General features: G+C 65.9%; 17 protein-coding genes. 8 read left to right on the forward strand and 9 right to left on the reverse strand.

Translation table 11 applies throughout. The annotated features are described in order from the left end of the window. The coding region (tnpA, locus tag ACFWU5_RS23110) for an IS200/IS605 family transposase (protein ID WP_379268771.1) at positions 1-279 on the forward strand (279 nt) is incomplete at its 5' end. A gap of 580 nt (positions 280-859) precedes the next feature. Here tnpA and ACFWU5_RS23115 read toward each other — a convergent pair. Then, positions 860-1,954 (reverse strand): YncE family protein, encoded by a 1,095-nt coding sequence (locus ACFWU5_RS23115; protein ID WP_379268773.1) that lies wholly within the window; start codon positions 1,952-1,954, stop codon positions 860-862. A 159-nt stretch (positions 1,955-2,113) separates the two neighbouring features. Here ACFWU5_RS23115 and ACFWU5_RS23120 point away from each other — a divergent pair, with 159 nt between their 5' ends. Further along, the gene (locus ACFWU5_RS23120; RefSeq protein ID WP_379268775.1) at positions 2,114-2,890 is read left to right on the forward strand and encodes an alpha/beta fold hydrolase; all 777 of its coding nucleotides are present in this window, start codon (positions 2,114-2,116) and stop codon (positions 2,888-2,890) included. A gap of 46 nt (positions 2,891-2,936) precedes the next feature. On the opposite strand, the gene ACFWU5_RS23125 is transcribed toward ACFWU5_RS23120, so the two are convergent. Further along, positions 2,937-3,224 carry a MerR family transcriptional regulator gene (locus ACFWU5_RS23125; RefSeq protein WP_379245762.1) on the reverse strand — a complete coding sequence of 96 codons (288 nt, stop codon included), beginning with the start codon at positions 3,222-3,224 and terminating at the stop codon, positions 2,937-2,939. A gap of 498 nt (positions 3,225-3,722) precedes the next feature. Continuing rightward, complete coding sequence (locus tag ACFWU5_RS23130; protein WP_379268777.1) at positions 3,723-4,145, reverse strand: anti-sigma factor antagonist; 423 nt, start codon at positions 4,143-4,145, stop codon at positions 3,723-3,725. 193 nt (positions 4,146-4,338) lie between these two features. On the opposite strand from ACFWU5_RS23130, the gene ACFWU5_RS23135 reads away from it, so the two are divergent. Beyond that, the gene (locus ACFWU5_RS23135) at positions 4,339-5,025 is read left to right on the forward strand and encodes a PAS and ANTAR domain-containing protein (RefSeq protein WP_379268779.1); all 687 of its coding nucleotides are present in this window, start codon (positions 4,339-4,341) and stop codon (positions 5,023-5,025) included. 4 nt (positions 5,026-5,029) lie between these two features. On the opposite strand, the gene ACFWU5_RS23140 is transcribed toward ACFWU5_RS23135, so the two are convergent. Next, positions 5,030-7,174, reverse strand: a complete 2,145-nt coding sequence (locus ACFWU5_RS23140) for a catalase (protein WP_379268781.1) — start codon at positions 7,172-7,174, stop codon at positions 5,030-5,032. 324 nt (positions 7,175-7,498) lie between these two features. Between ACFWU5_RS23140 and ACFWU5_RS23145 the strand changes: the two genes are divergently transcribed. The 4 genes from ACFWU5_RS23145 to ACFWU5_RS23160 all read left to right on the forward strand — a co-directional run bounded on the left by ACFWU5_RS23145 (position 7,499) and on the right by ACFWU5_RS23160 (position 9,944). Next, a complete protein-coding gene (locus tag ACFWU5_RS23145) occupies positions 7,499-7,936 on the forward strand; it encodes an anti-sigma factor (protein ID WP_379245638.1) in 438 nt (145 codons plus the stop codon). Positions 7,937-8,034: 98 nt separating this feature from the next. After that, positions 8,035-8,856: an RNA polymerase sigma factor SigF gene (locus tag ACFWU5_RS23150; RefSeq protein WP_379245640.1), complete on the forward strand. Its 822-nt coding sequence runs from the start codon at positions 8,035-8,037 to the stop codon at positions 8,854-8,856. A 163-nt stretch (positions 8,857-9,019) separates the two neighbouring features. Further along, on the forward strand, positions 9,020-9,436 hold the full coding sequence (locus tag ACFWU5_RS23155) for an STAS domain-containing protein (protein ID WP_379268782.1): 417 nt from the start codon (positions 9,020-9,022) through the stop codon (positions 9,434-9,436). Between the two features lie 79 nt (positions 9,437-9,515). Next, on the forward strand, positions 9,516-9,944 hold the full coding sequence (locus ACFWU5_RS23160) for an anti-sigma factor (RefSeq protein ID WP_379268784.1): 429 nt from the start codon (positions 9,516-9,518) through the stop codon (positions 9,942-9,944). Here ACFWU5_RS23160 and ACFWU5_RS23165 read toward each other — a convergent pair. The 5 genes from ACFWU5_RS23165 to ACFWU5_RS23185 all read right to left on the reverse strand — a co-directional run bounded on the left by ACFWU5_RS23165 (position 9,919) and on the right by ACFWU5_RS23185 (position 13,088). Next, positions 9,919-10,911, reverse strand: coding sequence for an iron-containing redox enzyme family protein (locus ACFWU5_RS23165; RefSeq protein ID WP_379268786.1), 993 nt, complete (start codon positions 10,909-10,911; stop codon positions 9,919-9,921). The genes ACFWU5_RS23160 and ACFWU5_RS23165 overlap by 26 nt on opposite strands. Then, the gene (locus ACFWU5_RS23170; protein WP_379245647.1) at positions 10,908-11,213 is read right to left on the reverse strand and encodes a CDGSH iron-sulfur domain-containing protein; all 306 of its coding nucleotides are present in this window, start codon (positions 11,211-11,213) and stop codon (positions 10,908-10,910) included. Before ACFWU5_RS23170 ends, ACFWU5_RS23165 begins: the two co-directional genes overlap by 4 nt. Then, positions 11,170-11,820 carry a HemK2/MTQ2 family protein methyltransferase gene (locus ACFWU5_RS23175; protein WP_379268788.1) on the reverse strand — a complete coding sequence of 217 codons (651 nt, stop codon included), beginning with the start codon at positions 11,818-11,820 and terminating at the stop codon, positions 11,170-11,172. The genes ACFWU5_RS23170 and ACFWU5_RS23175 overlap by 44 nt, the downstream gene beginning before the upstream one ends. Before the next feature lie 25 nt (positions 11,821-11,845). After that, positions 11,846-12,133 (reverse strand): hypothetical protein, encoded by a 288-nt coding sequence (locus tag ACFWU5_RS23180; protein ID WP_379268790.1) that lies wholly within the window; start codon positions 12,131-12,133, stop codon positions 11,846-11,848. A gap of 67 nt (positions 12,134-12,200) precedes the next feature. Further along, positions 12,201-13,088, reverse strand: a complete 888-nt coding sequence (locus ACFWU5_RS23185; protein WP_379268792.1) for a ribonuclease Z — start codon at positions 13,086-13,088, stop codon at positions 12,201-12,203. A gap of 107 nt (positions 13,089-13,195) precedes the next feature. Between ACFWU5_RS23185 and ACFWU5_RS23190 the strand changes: the two genes are divergently transcribed. After that, positions 13,196-14,659 carry a nucleobase:cation symporter-2 family protein gene (locus tag ACFWU5_RS23190; RefSeq protein ID WP_379268794.1) on the forward strand — a complete coding sequence of 488 codons (1,464 nt, stop codon included), beginning with the start codon at positions 13,196-13,198 and terminating at the stop codon, positions 14,657-14,659. The last annotated feature ends 197 nt before the right edge of the window (positions 14,660-14,856 follow it).

Raw genomic sequence — 14,856 nt, forward strand, 5'->3', positions numbered from 1 at the left:
GAATTCAACGGCGAAACCGACCATGTGCACCTGCTGGTGGAGTACGCGCCCAAGGTCGCGGTGTCGAGGCTGGTGAACAGCCTCAAGGGGGTGTCGGCTCGCCGCCTTCGTGACCAGTATCGGTACTGGGTGGACCAGCACAGCATGAACGGGCATCTGTGGAGTCCCAGTTACTTGGCCGCGTCCTGCGGTGGCGCGCCGATCTCTGTCGTGAGGCAGTACATCGAGCAGCAGCAACGGCCGCCCCGTGCCCCGGGAAGGCCGAAGTTGATGCGCTGACCCGGCCCTGAAGGACCGGGCTTGCGCGCTACGTTTCCTGGTCAACGAGGTGTAGTCATGCGCGGGAAACCCCGCCCCCGTATCCCGCGACGGCGCACACACATCGGCAGTGCCGGTAGTGCCGTGCGCCCACGAAATCAACGGCCACCCACCCGCAGGCGCATCCCCTCAGGAACCGCAAGCGTGCCCGACACCGCCACCGGCCGCCCCTGCAAATCCACCGACCGATACAGCACCAGATAATTACGCGCCCCCGGCAACCCCGGCTCCCCCACAGTCGGCCGCGAACAAATTACCGATCCATGCTCACCCGCCACCAATTCCGGTGCAGGAGAATAAAAGTCGAGACCACCAGCAGAGGGTTCAGCAACGGCAGCGGGCGCCGTCGACACAGCCAGTGCGGCGGCCAAAATCGCCACCGACCACCCGAACTTGCCAGTGGCAGCCAACCACACCTGAGCTTTTCAACGCCGAACCTCCATGTTGCCAATCGAGCTTCGGGCCACGCTAACCCACCACCAGTCCGTTCGTACGGCTAACAATCAACCTGATCGCGTCCACCGCTCGTCGGGTTCGGCAGTCACTCAGGCACGAGGACGTCGATGGTTTCGGCGTCCGCACCGTGGGTGACATAGACCCCGTGGTACGTGGTGTCCACCGCGATCCCCATCGTGTCGTGCCTGCCGATTGCGTCGGCCGAGGCTCGGCGAGACGCGATGACCGTGCGGGTCCTGGTGTCGATCATCGTAATGCTGCTGAACGCACTGGAGGTGAGGTACGCGGTATGCGTGGTCGGATCGACCGCCACCGCGAACGACGGTTCCTGACCCAACGAGATCTTGTCCACGACCATAGTTTTGGTATCAATGACAAACACCGAATTCGAATTCCCAGTGGCATCGGTGACGAAGGCAGTGTTCGTGCCGGGGTCGATGTCGATATCTTGCGGGTCGGTACCCACTTCGACCGTGGTTACCACCGCGAACGTGACCGGATCGACGACGGAGACATTGCGTCCGTGGGCCACCCATAGGCGATGGCTACCTGGGTCAACCGCCAGGGCGACAGCCTCAGGACCGACCCGGATCGTGGCCAGCACGGCGTGGGTTCGGGTGTCGATCGCAGTGACCGTCCCGTAGTAGTCGTTCGCGACGTAGACGACGTGGCGATCGGAATCGACGGCGACAGCCCGGTGATCGTTCTCGTCGCCGGTGAAGATGCGGGCAGTCACTGTGTTGGTGGCCGGGTCCACCACCAACAGTTTTTCCGCCGGGCCATGATCGATCACGTAGATCAGGTGTGTCGCCAGGTCGACCGCGATCGACTGGGGACCACCGACGAATGCCTCGTCCACCTCGAACTTGTCCTTCACCGACTGACTGCGGGTGTCCAGGATCGTGACGGTGTGGTCACTGTTGGCGACATACGCCTGCTGCAACCCCGGATCGACGACAACACTGCGCGGCCCTTCACCGACATTCACCGGCCCGCGGGCGCGATACGGCCCGACGCCGACATTTTTGAAGTTCGGATTGGCCGCGGGATCAGTGATCGTGGTGACGGGACTGGACGTCGGCGTGTAGGCCGCGACCGGCGTCCGCGAAGCACAACCACTGGCGACCACGACCGCCACCACAAGGCCGATCCCCCCGATACCCTTTGCTACGAAGCACATTCGCGGAATGTAGCACCCACACCACGAGCACACGCCCGACCGATCACGGCCGCCGTTGCTCACCCGGCACGACCTCGGACGCCGAGACCGATGAGTTTCACAGGGCGGTGGCGTCTTATCGGTAGGGGCTGACCGGTATCCACAGGGAGCGTGACGATGATGACTGCGATATCGAAGGATGGCACGGAGATTGCTTATGACGTCTCCGGGGACGGACCGGCGCTGGTCTACATCACCGGTGCCACGTGCTTCCGGAGGTTTCGGCCGATCGCGGCCGACGCGAAGGTGTTTTCCACGGAGTTCACCGTCTACAACTACGACCGGCGCGGGCGTGGGGACAGTGGGGACAACCTGCCGTATTCGGTCGAGCGGGAAGTCGAGGACATCGAAGCTGTTGTCGATGCCGCTGGCGGGCGCGCCATTCTCTATGGGCATTCGTCGGGGGCGGCGTTGGCGCTCGAGGCTGCGCTACGGATGCCGGAGAAAGTCGATCGCGTGGTGGCCTATGACGCTTCGTATGTGCACGACGAGGTCGAGCGGGTTTCCTACGCCGAATTGGCGGAGAAGGTTCGGGTCCTGGTCGACGGAGGCGAGAACGGGCGTGCGCTGAAGGTTTTCCTGAAGGGAATCGGGATGCCGGGTGTGTTTGTCGGGTTGCTGCCGTTGTTTCCGGGGTGGAAGACGATGAAGGCTCTCGCGCCGACGTTGATGTACGACATCGCCATCACCGAAGACCGGCCGCCGGTCGAGCGCTTCGCCGGGATCGAGGTGCCGGTGCAGATCGTGGTCGGCGAGAAGAGTCCGCCCGAACTGCATCAGGTGGCCCGCGCCCTGGCCGACGCCGTTCCCGGTTCGACCCACCGGGTACTTGCAGGGCAGAACCACATGGTCGGCGCCAAGAAATTGCTCCCTATCCTGGCCGCGGCGAACACCTGAACCCGGATCAGAGTAATCCGGGTTCCAGCCGCAGATCCGACGACGGTCAGTTCGTGGACGGGTGTTCAGAAGATCGGTTGTCCAGCGCGTGCTGCAACCCCGCGTTGATGCGCTGGGCTTCGGCGAGTTGGTCTTCCAGGATGACGATGCGGCACGCGGATTCCAGGGAATTGCCCGCGTCGACCAGTTCGCGGACTCGGCCCGCGATGCGCAGCTGGTAGCGGGAGTAGCGGCGGTGGCCGCCCGAGGAGCGTTGGGGGATGAGTAGTTCGGCGGCGTCGAGGGCGCGCAGGAAGGCCTGGGTGACGTCGAGGATTTCGGCGGCTCGCCCCATGCTGTAGGCGGGGTAGTCGTCGTCGTCGAGTTTGTCGGCGGCGCTGAGGCCGTCGGTGGTGTTCATGTTCGGTTGCTGCACAGCACCTCTCGTGATTCAACGTCGGAAGGCCCCGGCGCATTGTGCGCCGGGGCCTGAGATTTACGGATGAGGGATTGACTTCAACGGTAAGTGACTTTTCAGAGACCCACCACCTCCTGGTCGACCAGTCCTACTCACGATGTTTCGTTCACCTTGCTGTATTCATCTTGCGGTTGTTCGTCTTGCGGTTGTGCTTCGTCATTCCTGCGACGGTCCGGCCTACTACACCGGATCCTCTTCTCCGCCGAAGGAACGGTGGATCTTCGTGCTCCAGGCAGTTCACCTGCCTGGCTTCTCGGACTCTCTTGTTCGTACTCCAGCGACTGTACACACGCTCGTCGAGAATGTCTACACCCGCCACCATAGATTTTTTGCGACGTGGGTATCCGACTCGAAAATGGTGCGGGACCTGCGGTGTTAGGCCGTCATCGACGACGGCGGCGGGGTCGACGACCGCGCGGACGGGTGCACGGGCAGGGTGGGAACGGTCGCGGACAGGGCTCGGGTGCGGCTGGTGAAAACGGGTAGCCACTCGGTGAGGCCGGCCGCGGCGATGATCCGGTCGGTCACTCCGGCAACCGGGTTCACCACGCTCAGGCGCACCCGGCCCTGTTGGGCGCGAGTGGCCATTTCCATGATCGCGCGGCACGACATGAAGGTGACTTCCCTGATGTCGATCACCAGGTGACCGTTGTCCCCCTCGGCCGCCATGGCGTCGTCGAGGATGTCGCGCCACTGGGGCAGCGTGTACGCGTCGATCTCGCCGTGCACATGCAGCACGGTCGCCGCATGGTGAAGGGTGAGTTCGGTGCGCAGTTGTGCGCTGAATTGGGTGTTCACGAGACTTCTCGAATCCTCGGCACCGGCAGCAACGATGCTGCTCCGGCTGACCCTGGTGGCTCAAGGTCGGCTGGTTCGTACATTTGAGCACGCAGGCCCGGCGCTGTCACTATTTGTGACGGATCTGATGCCAACCGGAGCACGGTTATGACGATCGCCGGTGTGCCGACGTGGGACGTGAATAATCAGACCCATGACCGAACGGAACGACGTATCCATGGCGCAGCGTGCTCTTGTCGAGCGCGTGATCGGAGTGGGCGATCCGCTGACAGTCGGCCGGTTCCGGTTCCGGTTCGCCACCCGGCAATGGGAGTGGTCCGACGAGGTGGCGCGGATGCACGGCTACCCGTCGGGCACGGTGCCCACGACCGAGATGTTGTTGTCGCACAAGCATCCCGACGATCGCGACCGGGTCGCGGCGATGATCACCTCGGTGGAGGACAGCGGCGCGTTCTCCAGCCACCACCGCATCATCGACACCAGCGGCCGGGTGCGTGACGTGCTGGTGGTGTCGGAACCGCTCAACGATGTGGACGGCACCGCGATCGGCACCGAGGGCTATTACATCGACCTGTCCGACACCGCCGCCGAGTACCGACGCGAGGCCCTGGACACCACCCTGCCCGGCCTGCTCGAGGCCCGGGTGGCGATCGAGCAGGCCAAGGGCGCGTTGATGCTGGCCTATGGGGTCAGCGCCGAGCAGGCGTTCCGGGTGCTGCGCTGGCGTTCACAGGAGACCAATGTGAAGTTGCGGGTGATCGCGGACAATGTGGTGGCCGCGCTGCCGACGGTGGCGGACAACGAGGTTCGATTGCGAACCCGACTGGACCATGTGCTGTTGACCGCACACGAGGGGGCCCAGGTCGACACCGTCGGCTAGCGGATCAGGAGCGCTCGATCCGCGCCCACGCACGGTGTTCGCCCAGGTCGGTGAGCAGCGCGGTGGTCGCGGCCCCGGCATCGGCGACGGTGATGCCCGGGGCTTGCGCGTCGATGTCGTTGCGCTGCGACACCGTTGCGGCGCTGTCGACCGCGGCGATCGCTTTGCCGTGCCGCCACATCTCCTGCACCAGCAGATCGACGCGAGGGTCGGCCGGAGCGGCCAGCGCGATCACGCCGTCGAATTCGACCGAGCGCATCGTGGCGAAGGTGCGGGCCACCGGTTCACCGTCGATGAAGCCGCCGTGCGGGGCCACCAGCATCGGCGTGACTTGCGCGGCCTCCAAGTCGCTCGAAACCTGTTGCACCGCCGCAGCATCGGTCGAGCCGTCCACCAGCACCGCGACCACACGCCCGTCCACCGGGAAGCTGCCGTGTCGTTGTGACAACGCGGAGCTCGGTGCGAGGTCAACGGGTTGCGCGTTCGGTGCCGGCTTCTCGAGACCGAGTTGGCCCGCGACATAATCGGCCAGCCCGTCGTCGACATTGACCAGCATCTGCAATCCGCGTTTCTGGATCGCCTCGGACAGGCACTTTCCGAGTTCGAACGAGAACGCGTCGGCGACGTGCTGCTGTTCGCCGGGGGTCAGACTGCGATAGAACATGCGCGGTTGCGAGTAATGGTCGGAGAACGATACGGCGCCTTCACTATTGGCGGACGTGCGCAGTTTCGCGGTCGGCGGCGGAATGGGTGTCGGCGATTCCACGTAAGCCTCGCCCGCGAAACTCGCGGCGTAAGGACAACCGCCTGCCAGCGAATTCGGTTTGTAGGCAACAACTCCCGGATGCACCGCGGTCTGGTGCATTCCGTCGCGGAACAGATCGTTGACATCGGCGTGCGGGGTGTTGATCGGCAGCTGAGTGAAATTCGGGCCGCCGAGCCTGCTGATCTGGGTGTCGAGGTAGGAGAACAACCGGCCCTGCAGCAGCGGATCGTCGGTGACCTCGATGCCGGGGACCAGGTGCGTCGGGCAGAACGCGACCTGTTCGGTTTCGGCGAAGAAGTTCTCCGGATTCGCGGTCAGACGCAGCGTACCGATGGTTTGCACGGGCGCGAGTTCTTCGGGGACCAGCTTCGTCGGATCGAGCAGATCAATTCCCTCGAACAGGTGGTCGGGTGTATCCGGGAAAACCTGGATACCGAAATCCCATTCCGGTGCCGTACCAGCGGCGATCGCGTCGGCCAGGTCCCGGCGATGGAAGTCGGGATCGAAACCGGCGGTGAGCTGACATTCCTCCCACAGCATCGAATGCACGCCGAGCCGCGGCTTCCAGTGGAACTTCACCAGGCTCGTCGAGCCGTCTTCGGCGACCAGCCGGAAGGTGTGGATGCCGAAGCCTTCCATCATCCGCAATGACCGTGGCAGTGCCCGGTCGGACATATTCCAGAAGGTGTGCGCGGTGGCCTCGGTGTGCAGGGTGACGAAATCCCAGAAGGTGTCGTGCGCGGATTGCGCCTGCGGGATCTCGCGGTCGGGTTCGGGCTTTCCGGCGTGGATCACGTCGGGGAATTTGATCGCTTCCTGGATGAAGAACACCGGAATGTTGTTGCCGACCAGGTCGTACACGCCTTCGCCGGTGTAGAACTTCACCGCGAAACCGCGGGTGTCACGCACGGTATCGGCGGAACCGCGCGAACCCAGGACCGTCGAGAACCGCACGAACACCGGGGTGCTGGCGTCGGCGGCGAGGAACTTCGCGCGGGTCAGCGACGCGGCGGCACCGTTGGCGACGAACACACCGTGCGCGCCGGTTCCGCGCGCGTGCACGGCCCGCTCGGGAATGCGTTCGTGGTCGAAGTGGGTGATCTTCTCGCGCAGGTGGAAGTCCTGCAGCAGCGTCGGCCCGCGCGGTCCCGCCTTGAGCGCGTGATCGGTGTCGGCCACGCCCGCCCCCTGCGGGGTGGTCAGCCGACCGCCCTGCTGTGCGCGCAGGTTCGCGTCACCGGGAATCGGGGCGCCGGTGGGGCTGCGCAGCGCGGGGCCTTCCTGATCCGGGGCGGGTCCCGCCTGCTCGCACGGCGTTGCCGCGTCCTCGTCGGGCGGGGTCGGCGGGCTGGTGAACTCGGCGGGAATACGGGGCTGGTTCATCGGTTTTCGTCATCCCTTCGTCGCATTCGAGAAAGTCGCGGAAACGTCAACAACGCTCCCCGAGGGACTACCGCGTAATTCGCCGGGCAAACAGCGGTTCGGCGGCCGCGGGTGGGGTAAGCGCCGAACATGGAGATTTTGCTGGTTTTGGCGCTGATCGTGCTGGTCGCGACGGTTCTGGTGATGCGCAAATCCCGTGGCAAGCGACCGGGCGAACCGGAATCCACCGGCAACGACCCGAAATGACAGTCGAAATGAGCCGCAGGCGTGACCCGATGGTTACGGGGTAACCTCGGACAACGGTTGTGGAACGAGGGAGGTGGCGTGCGAGCTCGAGATCGCGACACCGCTCCCCGCTCGAGAACCGTCGGATTCCAGGTGCCCGCCGAACTGGACCAGCTGTCCATGGTGCACGCCCTGGCCGAAACCGTGCTGCTGGTGAACGGTTTCGCACTCGACGAAGTCACCGACCTGCTGCTGGCACTGGACGAAGTGGCCACCGCGTTGATGCTGGTCGCGGCCCCGGAATCGCAGCTGGACTGCTCGTTCACCGGCGGCGACGGCGCACTGGGCGCCCGCGTGAGCGCGCTGGCACGCGAGCCCGCCGCCATCGACGAGAACTCCTTCGGCTGGCATGTGGTCGCCACGCTCACCGACGCCTTGCGCACCGATTACGGCAGCTTCGACCCCGCCCGCGACGGCTACCCGACCACCGTGGAATTCGGCTGGATCCGACGGCTGCACGGACCCGCCGCCTCCTGACGATCCGCGGTTAGTCTCGTCAGTAGGGCATGCCCCTGGGTGCCCGTGGGTACCCCGTGATCACACCCGCAATCGCCCAGAAAGCGAGGCACACGGTGATGACGACCGCAACACACCAACCGACCGCCCGGCGATCACACTCACACGGCGACAGCTACGACAACATCGAACCCTGGTTCGAGAAGCTGCGCGCGCTGCCGCCGGGCGACGAACTCGACACCCTGCGCGCCCACATCATCGAACTGTGTCTGCCACTGGCCGACCACATCGCGCGCAAGTTCAACGGCCGCGGCGAACAGTTCGACGACCTCGCGCAAACCGCCCGAGTCGGCCTCGTGCTGGCCGTCGATCGGTACGACGTCGCGCGCGGCTCGTCGTTCCTGTCGTTCGCCATCCCCACGATCATGGGCGAGGTGCGCAGGCACTTCCGCGACCGCACCTGGGCGGTGCGCGTGCCGCGCCGGCTCAAGGAGATCCAGCTGCGGATCGGCCCCGCCACCGAGGAACTGTCCCAGCGGCTGGGTCGCCTGCCCAACGCGCGCGAGCTCGCCGACGAACTCGACGTGGACCTGGTCGAAGTCACCCGCGCGCTGGTGGCGAGCAACGGCTACCAGACCAACTCCATCGACGGTGTCACCCACGACGGTCGCGACAATTCCACCCAACCGATCGCCGAAACGTTGGGCGCGGACGAGCCCTGCTACCAGCTCACCGAGGACGCGATGGCGGTGCGACCGCTGATCGCGGCGCTGCCCGACGAGGAGCGGCGCGTGCTGATCATGCGTTTTTACGAGTCCAAGACGCAGGGCCAGATCGCCGACGAACTCGGGGTGTCCCAGATGCAGGTCTCGCGGATCCTGTCCCGCACGCTTGCCCTGCTGCGAGAACAGGCACTCGCGGAGCCGACACCCGCACCGTGACCACCCGCGCAGTGACAGCAGCGCCCATACGTGCCAGAATTGTCCTAGGTTGAGACCTCCAGCCGACCCCGGTTCTCGTGCACCCCGCACCAGGCGCCCGTGACTGTCGGCCAATGGCCTTCGGTCGTGCGAACCGGAATTGCCCTGTCGCACAGGAGGCTCTATGTCTGTCGTGATGGATCGTCGGCACTCCAGCCGGTTGCGCTGGTACCGCGGATCGTCGGTGCACGCCGCTGCCCAACTGGCCCTGCGCGATGCGCAACGCCCCGGCTGCTGGGTTCTGCACGCCGGAATCGAACTCGACGCGGCGCGCATGCCCCGCTTCGCCGCACTGCTGGAACGCGCACTGCGCTCCGGTGCGCGCGTGGTCATCCTGGATCTGCGCGATACCGAATTCCTCAGCATCCGCGTCGCCGCGCAGCTGGGGGTGGCCAAAGCGCAGGCGTGCGCGCACGGTGTCGACCTGCGACTGCTCACCGGTACCCGCGAGGTGGAACGCGCCCTGGATCTGGTCGGTGTGCGTCCACTGTTCCGGTATTACCGGTCCGTGGACGAGGCATCGGGATACGAACCCGACTGACGAGCTGTTTCGCTCCCCCTGATCCGGGGTAAGCGCTGCATGAAGCCAACTCCGGCGCAACGCCAGGGAGGAGGACCTCATGGATTCGAGCGACCGGCTCATCACAGACTCCGAACACGCGACAGCGATTCAGATCCAGATCGACGCCGATCTGGAGCAGATCGTCATGCTCCGCGCGGTCGCCGAGACCGTGGCGTTGATCGCGGGTTTCGCGGTCGACGAAGTAGCCGACACCCGAGTGGCGCTCGATGAGGCGGCGACCTGCCTGATCCTCGGCGCGGTGCCCGACTCGGCACTGCACTGCGACGTGATCGCCGACGGGTTCCGCATCCGCACCAGCGTGCGCGCGGTCTGCGGCGACACAGACCCGGTCGATACGACCGGTTTCGGCTGGCAAGTGATGTCGTCGATCACCGACCACCTCGTCGCCGACCACGACCCCTACGATCGCGACCTGGGCGGTTACCCGGTGTCGATCACCTTCACGCAGGTGCGGCGAGTGCACTGAGCGGCACGCGCAGCGAACTTCTATTGTCGTTCCAAGAACGCAGAACATGTTCGGCGAAGCGATCTTCCAGCAGGTTCGTGGCCTGGATGCCGAACACGATCGGGCCTGCTTGTTCGGGTTCGGCGGCCAGCAGCCCGGCGATGACATCGCGGCGCATCACCTGTTCGTGCACGGCATCGGCTTCCACGTGCTCGGTGTAGAAATGCGCGCACGCGGGGTGCGGGAGCAGGGTGCGGGCGAGGCTGGCCAGGCGGCGCGAGGCCGGCGAGGAGGTGATCTCGGCGGTGGCGAAATGGCCGACCAGGGCGCCGCGTAGGTCGCGATGCAGGCCGAACAGCGACATCATGTTCACCAGCGCGAGCATCGGGGCGGGGATGTTGTCGAGGTAGTGCAGGTAGGCCGGTTCGAGGTCGGCGCCCGCGAGCAGGTCGGCGAACAGTTGGGCGTGCACGCGTTCGCCTCGGCCGCCGCCGAACTCGTCGAACTCCACTGCCACCAGCGACGCTTTGGGTTGGCCGCGTAGGCGCGGGATCACCCAGGCGTACGGGTCGGCTTCGATGTGGTGGTAGATCGAGCGGTGGGCGAAGTATTCGCGCAGGTGGTCGGGGGTGCCCTGGTCGGCGAGGAAGCCGGCGATACCGTCGGTGTCGCTGGTGGGTTCGAGGAGCAGGTCGAGTTCTTCGTCGACGTTGTCGCCGCCTGCGACGTCGGCACGCAGGGCTGTGCGGAACTGAATTTCCAGGTCGCGGCGCAGGCGTAGCAGGTCGGGGTCCCATTCCCAGTTCTCGTCGACGGCGGTGAAGCCCTGGTAGTGCAGTTCGTAGCAGGTGTGCAGGGTCAGGTGTAGGTCTTCGCCGTACGGGTCCAGTTCGCGGACCGGTGGGACGGTGGAACCCGGTGGGCGCGTGAGCAATTCGATCACCGCGGCGGAAAGCTCGCCGCGCGGGTCGGGTAGTCGACGGGTCATCGGTCAGTGCTCCTTCGATGACGGCGGCGGTGGCTGGTGTCGCACAGCGGGTAGGTGCTGGACCGGCGGCACAGACATAAAGCCACGACGAAACGGTCGCAGTGCAGGACTTCGCCGTCGGCGGTCACCAGATCGATCGGCCCGTCGATGAGCGCGGGGCCGTCGTCGGTGAGCACGACACGGCGCGGCTCACTCTGGGTCGACTCGACCAGCGGCAGGACGGGGGCAGTCAGCTGGGTCGACCTCGGCGGGGCCCCCTCACGCGGGGTCGGCGACGACGGGGGACGTGGTTCGGTCGACACGGATCACCACCAATTCCTCCTCGCGCTGACCCGGCCGAATGAACCCGTTCGCCGCCAACCACGCGGCACGCGCCCGCATCACCGGCCCGAACGGCACCGTCCCGGTCGCCACCACCTGCGCGTTCGCACCCAGCTCACGCAGCTGACTCAAACTGCGGTCCGGGTCGCTGACCGCCGAGTGCACGATCAGGCCCACGCCGCGGTCGGTGAGCAGATCCGGCAGCATCGCGCACAACCGATCCAGCACACTGCGCCCATCGGGCCCCGCATCCCACGCCAGCGCCGCCCCGCGACCCGCCGCCTGTTCGGCGGGAACATACGGCGGGTTGGCCACCACCACGTCGAACCGCGGCAACCGCAGCGCCGACGCGAAATCGCCGTGCAACAGTTCCACCGCGACCCCGCGCAGCCGACAATTCATCCAGGTCGACGCCAACGCCGACCACGACAGGTCGACCGCGGTCAGACTCCCCGCCCCCGCGGCGGCCGCGGCCAACGTCAGCGCACCCGTGCCCGCGCACACGTCGAGCACGCGCCCACCACGCAGGGTGGGCACCTCCCGCAACGCGCGAGCCAGTAACCAGGTATCGGCCTGCGGTCGGTACACACGCGGCCCCCTGATCACCACCACCTCAGCGGTCCCGCGGTTCGTGCAGGGCGAGGTCGTTCTCCCTCACCCGCCGATGCTCCGCGACCACGAGCCAGACTCCGACCACCAGGCACAAAACGCACGCCACCCCGGCGATCACGGCCCAGCCCGCGAACCCGTATCCGGCCGCGGTGAGGGTCGCCGCCACCAGCACCAACCCGACGGCGCACAGCACCAGTCCGGGCCAGTTCCGCGCGTCTCTGATCGACTCCCCCGCGTGTGTCCGCGTGGTCCGAGCGTTATCGGGGAACTGTTTTTCTGCCTGATTCATCGCGCGCACGCTCCTTTCGAGGACGACACCGTCCTGTCCTGGGCATGCCCCCAAACCGGCAAACCAATCAGTTCGCTCGGCGAGCGGGCAGCGGGATGCGGTCCAGATCATGGGCGAGAACCGCGCCGGGGAACCCTGCCTGTTCGAGGAACAGCGGGTCGTCGTTTTCGGTATACCGCTCGGAGAAATGCGTCAGAACCAGGGTTCGCACGCCGCACGCGCGGGCTACTTCACCGGCCTGCCGTGCGGTGAGGTGGCCACGTTCGCGCGCCTGTTCTTCCTCGGAATCCAGGAACGTGGATTCGATGATCAGCATGTCCACGCCCTCGGCGAGCGCGAACACGTTGTCGCACAATCGTGTATCCATCACGAACGCGACCTTCTGACCGGGTCTTGGCACCGAGCACTCCTCCAGCAGCGGCCCGCTCAATTCCCGGACCGCCGCACCGGAAATGCCATGCGCGCGAAGCTTTTCGGGCAGAAATGTGCGCCCGTCCGGTTCGACGAGTCGGTAGCCGTAGGTGGCGATGCTGTGGTCCAGCGGCAGCGCTGTGAGCGTGAAACCGTTGCCCTGCAACGTCTCTCCGTCACCGATGATCGGATGCTCCACCAGCGGTGCCGACCCGTAATAGCTGGTCGCGAACTTGAGCCGCTCCCAGTATTCGGCCCCGTCGGCGGGAAACACCGCGTGCACATCGTGCGGCACCCCGTCACGCCCCAGTCGCTGCACGATTCCGGGCACCCCGAGCGAATGATCCCCGTGAAAGTGCGTCACACACACCCAGTGCAGTTCGGTGGCCGACGCCCCCGCGTGCGACATCTGCCGTTGCGTGCCCTCGCCGGGATCGAACAGCACCGCCTGCCCGTCCCACCGCAGCAGATACCCGTTGTGGTTGCGCCGTCGCGTAGGCACCGCCCCGGCCGTGCCCAACACCACGAGTTCCCGTCTCGACATCTGTCCATCCTGACCGTTCGCGAAGGCAACTGTCACGTTCTGGCTCGAACCGGGCCGGATCTGACGCACTCTGAAAGGCACGGACTCACCGATCAACGGAGATCATCATGACCACACCGGCTCGACCCGAAGACGAAAAGCTGCCCCTGGCAACCACATTCGGTTACGGACTGCAGCACATCCTCGCCATGTTCGGCGGTGTCATCGCGGTGCCGCTGATCATCGGCAGCGCCGCACAACTGTCGGCCGCGGACAAGGTGCTGCTGGTCTCGTGCTGTCTGTTCGTCGGCGGTGCGGCCACCCTGCTGCAAACCCTCGGCCTGCCCTATCTGGGGTCCAAACTTCCCCTGGTGCAAGGTGTCTCGTTCGCGACCGTGGCCACGATGCTGGCGATCATCGGCACCGACGGACGCGACGGCCTGCGCACGGTGTACGGCGCGGTGATCGTCGCGTCGGTGATCGGTTTCCTCCTCGTGCCGATCTTCGGCCGGATGCTGCGGTTCTTCCCCGCGGTGGTCACCGGTTCGGTGATCACCGTCATCGGCCTGTCGCTGATGCCGGTGGCCGCGGGCTGGATCACCGGGCAGAAGACGACCATGGTCAACGGCACCGCCACCCCGAACCCCGACTATCTCAATCCGGGCGACATCGGGCTGGCGTTCTTCACGCTGGGTGCCATTGTGCTGCTGGCCAAGTCGCGCAAGCTCGCGCGCATGGCGATCCTGCTCGGCCTTGTCATCGGCACGCTCGTGGCCGCCGCGTTCGGCAAGGTGTCCACCTCGGCCATCGGCAGCGCGGGCATCGTCGCGGTGCCGCAACCGTTCGCCTTCGGGATGCCGCTGTTCGAGATCGGCGCGATCGTGTCGATGACCATCGCGATCCTGGTGATCATGGTCGAGACGACCGCGGACGTGCTCGCGGTGGGCGAAGTCGTCGGCACCGAGGTCGACTCGCGACGCGTGGGTGACGGCCTGCGCGCCGACCTCGCCTCCTCGGCTCTGTCGCCGGTGTTCAACAGCTTCCCCGCGACCGCGTTCGCGCAGAACGTGGGCCTGGTCGCGATCACCGGCATCAAATCCCGTTTCGCCGTCGCGGCGGGCGGCGCGGTGCTGCTGGTGCTGGGCCTGTCGCCGATCGCGTCGGCGGTCGTGGGGATGATCCCGACCGCGGTACTCGGCGGTGCCGGCATCGCCCTGTTCGGCACCGTGGCCGCCAGCGGCATCCGCACCCTGGGCAAGGTCGCCTACGACGGGACCAACAATCTGATCGTGGTCGCCATCGCGATCGGCGCCGGACTGATTCCCGTGGTGAAAACCGACTTCTGGCACCGCTTCCCGAGCTGGTTCGAAACGATCTTCCACTCCGGCATCAGCACCACTGCCATCGTCGCGGTGGTGCTCAACATCGTGTTCAACATGATCGGAGGTGGTCGGAAGGCCGGCTCGACGCTGGCGACAGCGCCCGCTCTGCAAGTCACCGATGTCGAGATGCGGGTGCTGGCCGAGGGCGGTGCGTTCGAGTCCGGGCAGGTGGTGCGGGTGCGCCCGGTGAAGGAGCCCGAACGAGACTGATGTCACTTCGAATGTGTTGTCGGTCAACATGATTGATACGATCTGCGGGTAAGTGGATGGTCGGGGACCGCAGACCTCGACCGTCCACTTGCTTGGGGGATCTGACCGTTTCCGCGACTGCCTGTCGCATCGAGGTTGTAGGGTGCTGCGCGGCCGACAGTGTCCGGCTACGTGCCGGTAACCCCGTCTCGGTGTTT

The organism is Nocardia sp. NPDC058640, assembly GCF_042716995.1.
GTDB lineage: Bacteria > Actinomycetota > Actinomycetes > Mycobacteriales > Mycobacteriaceae > Nocardia.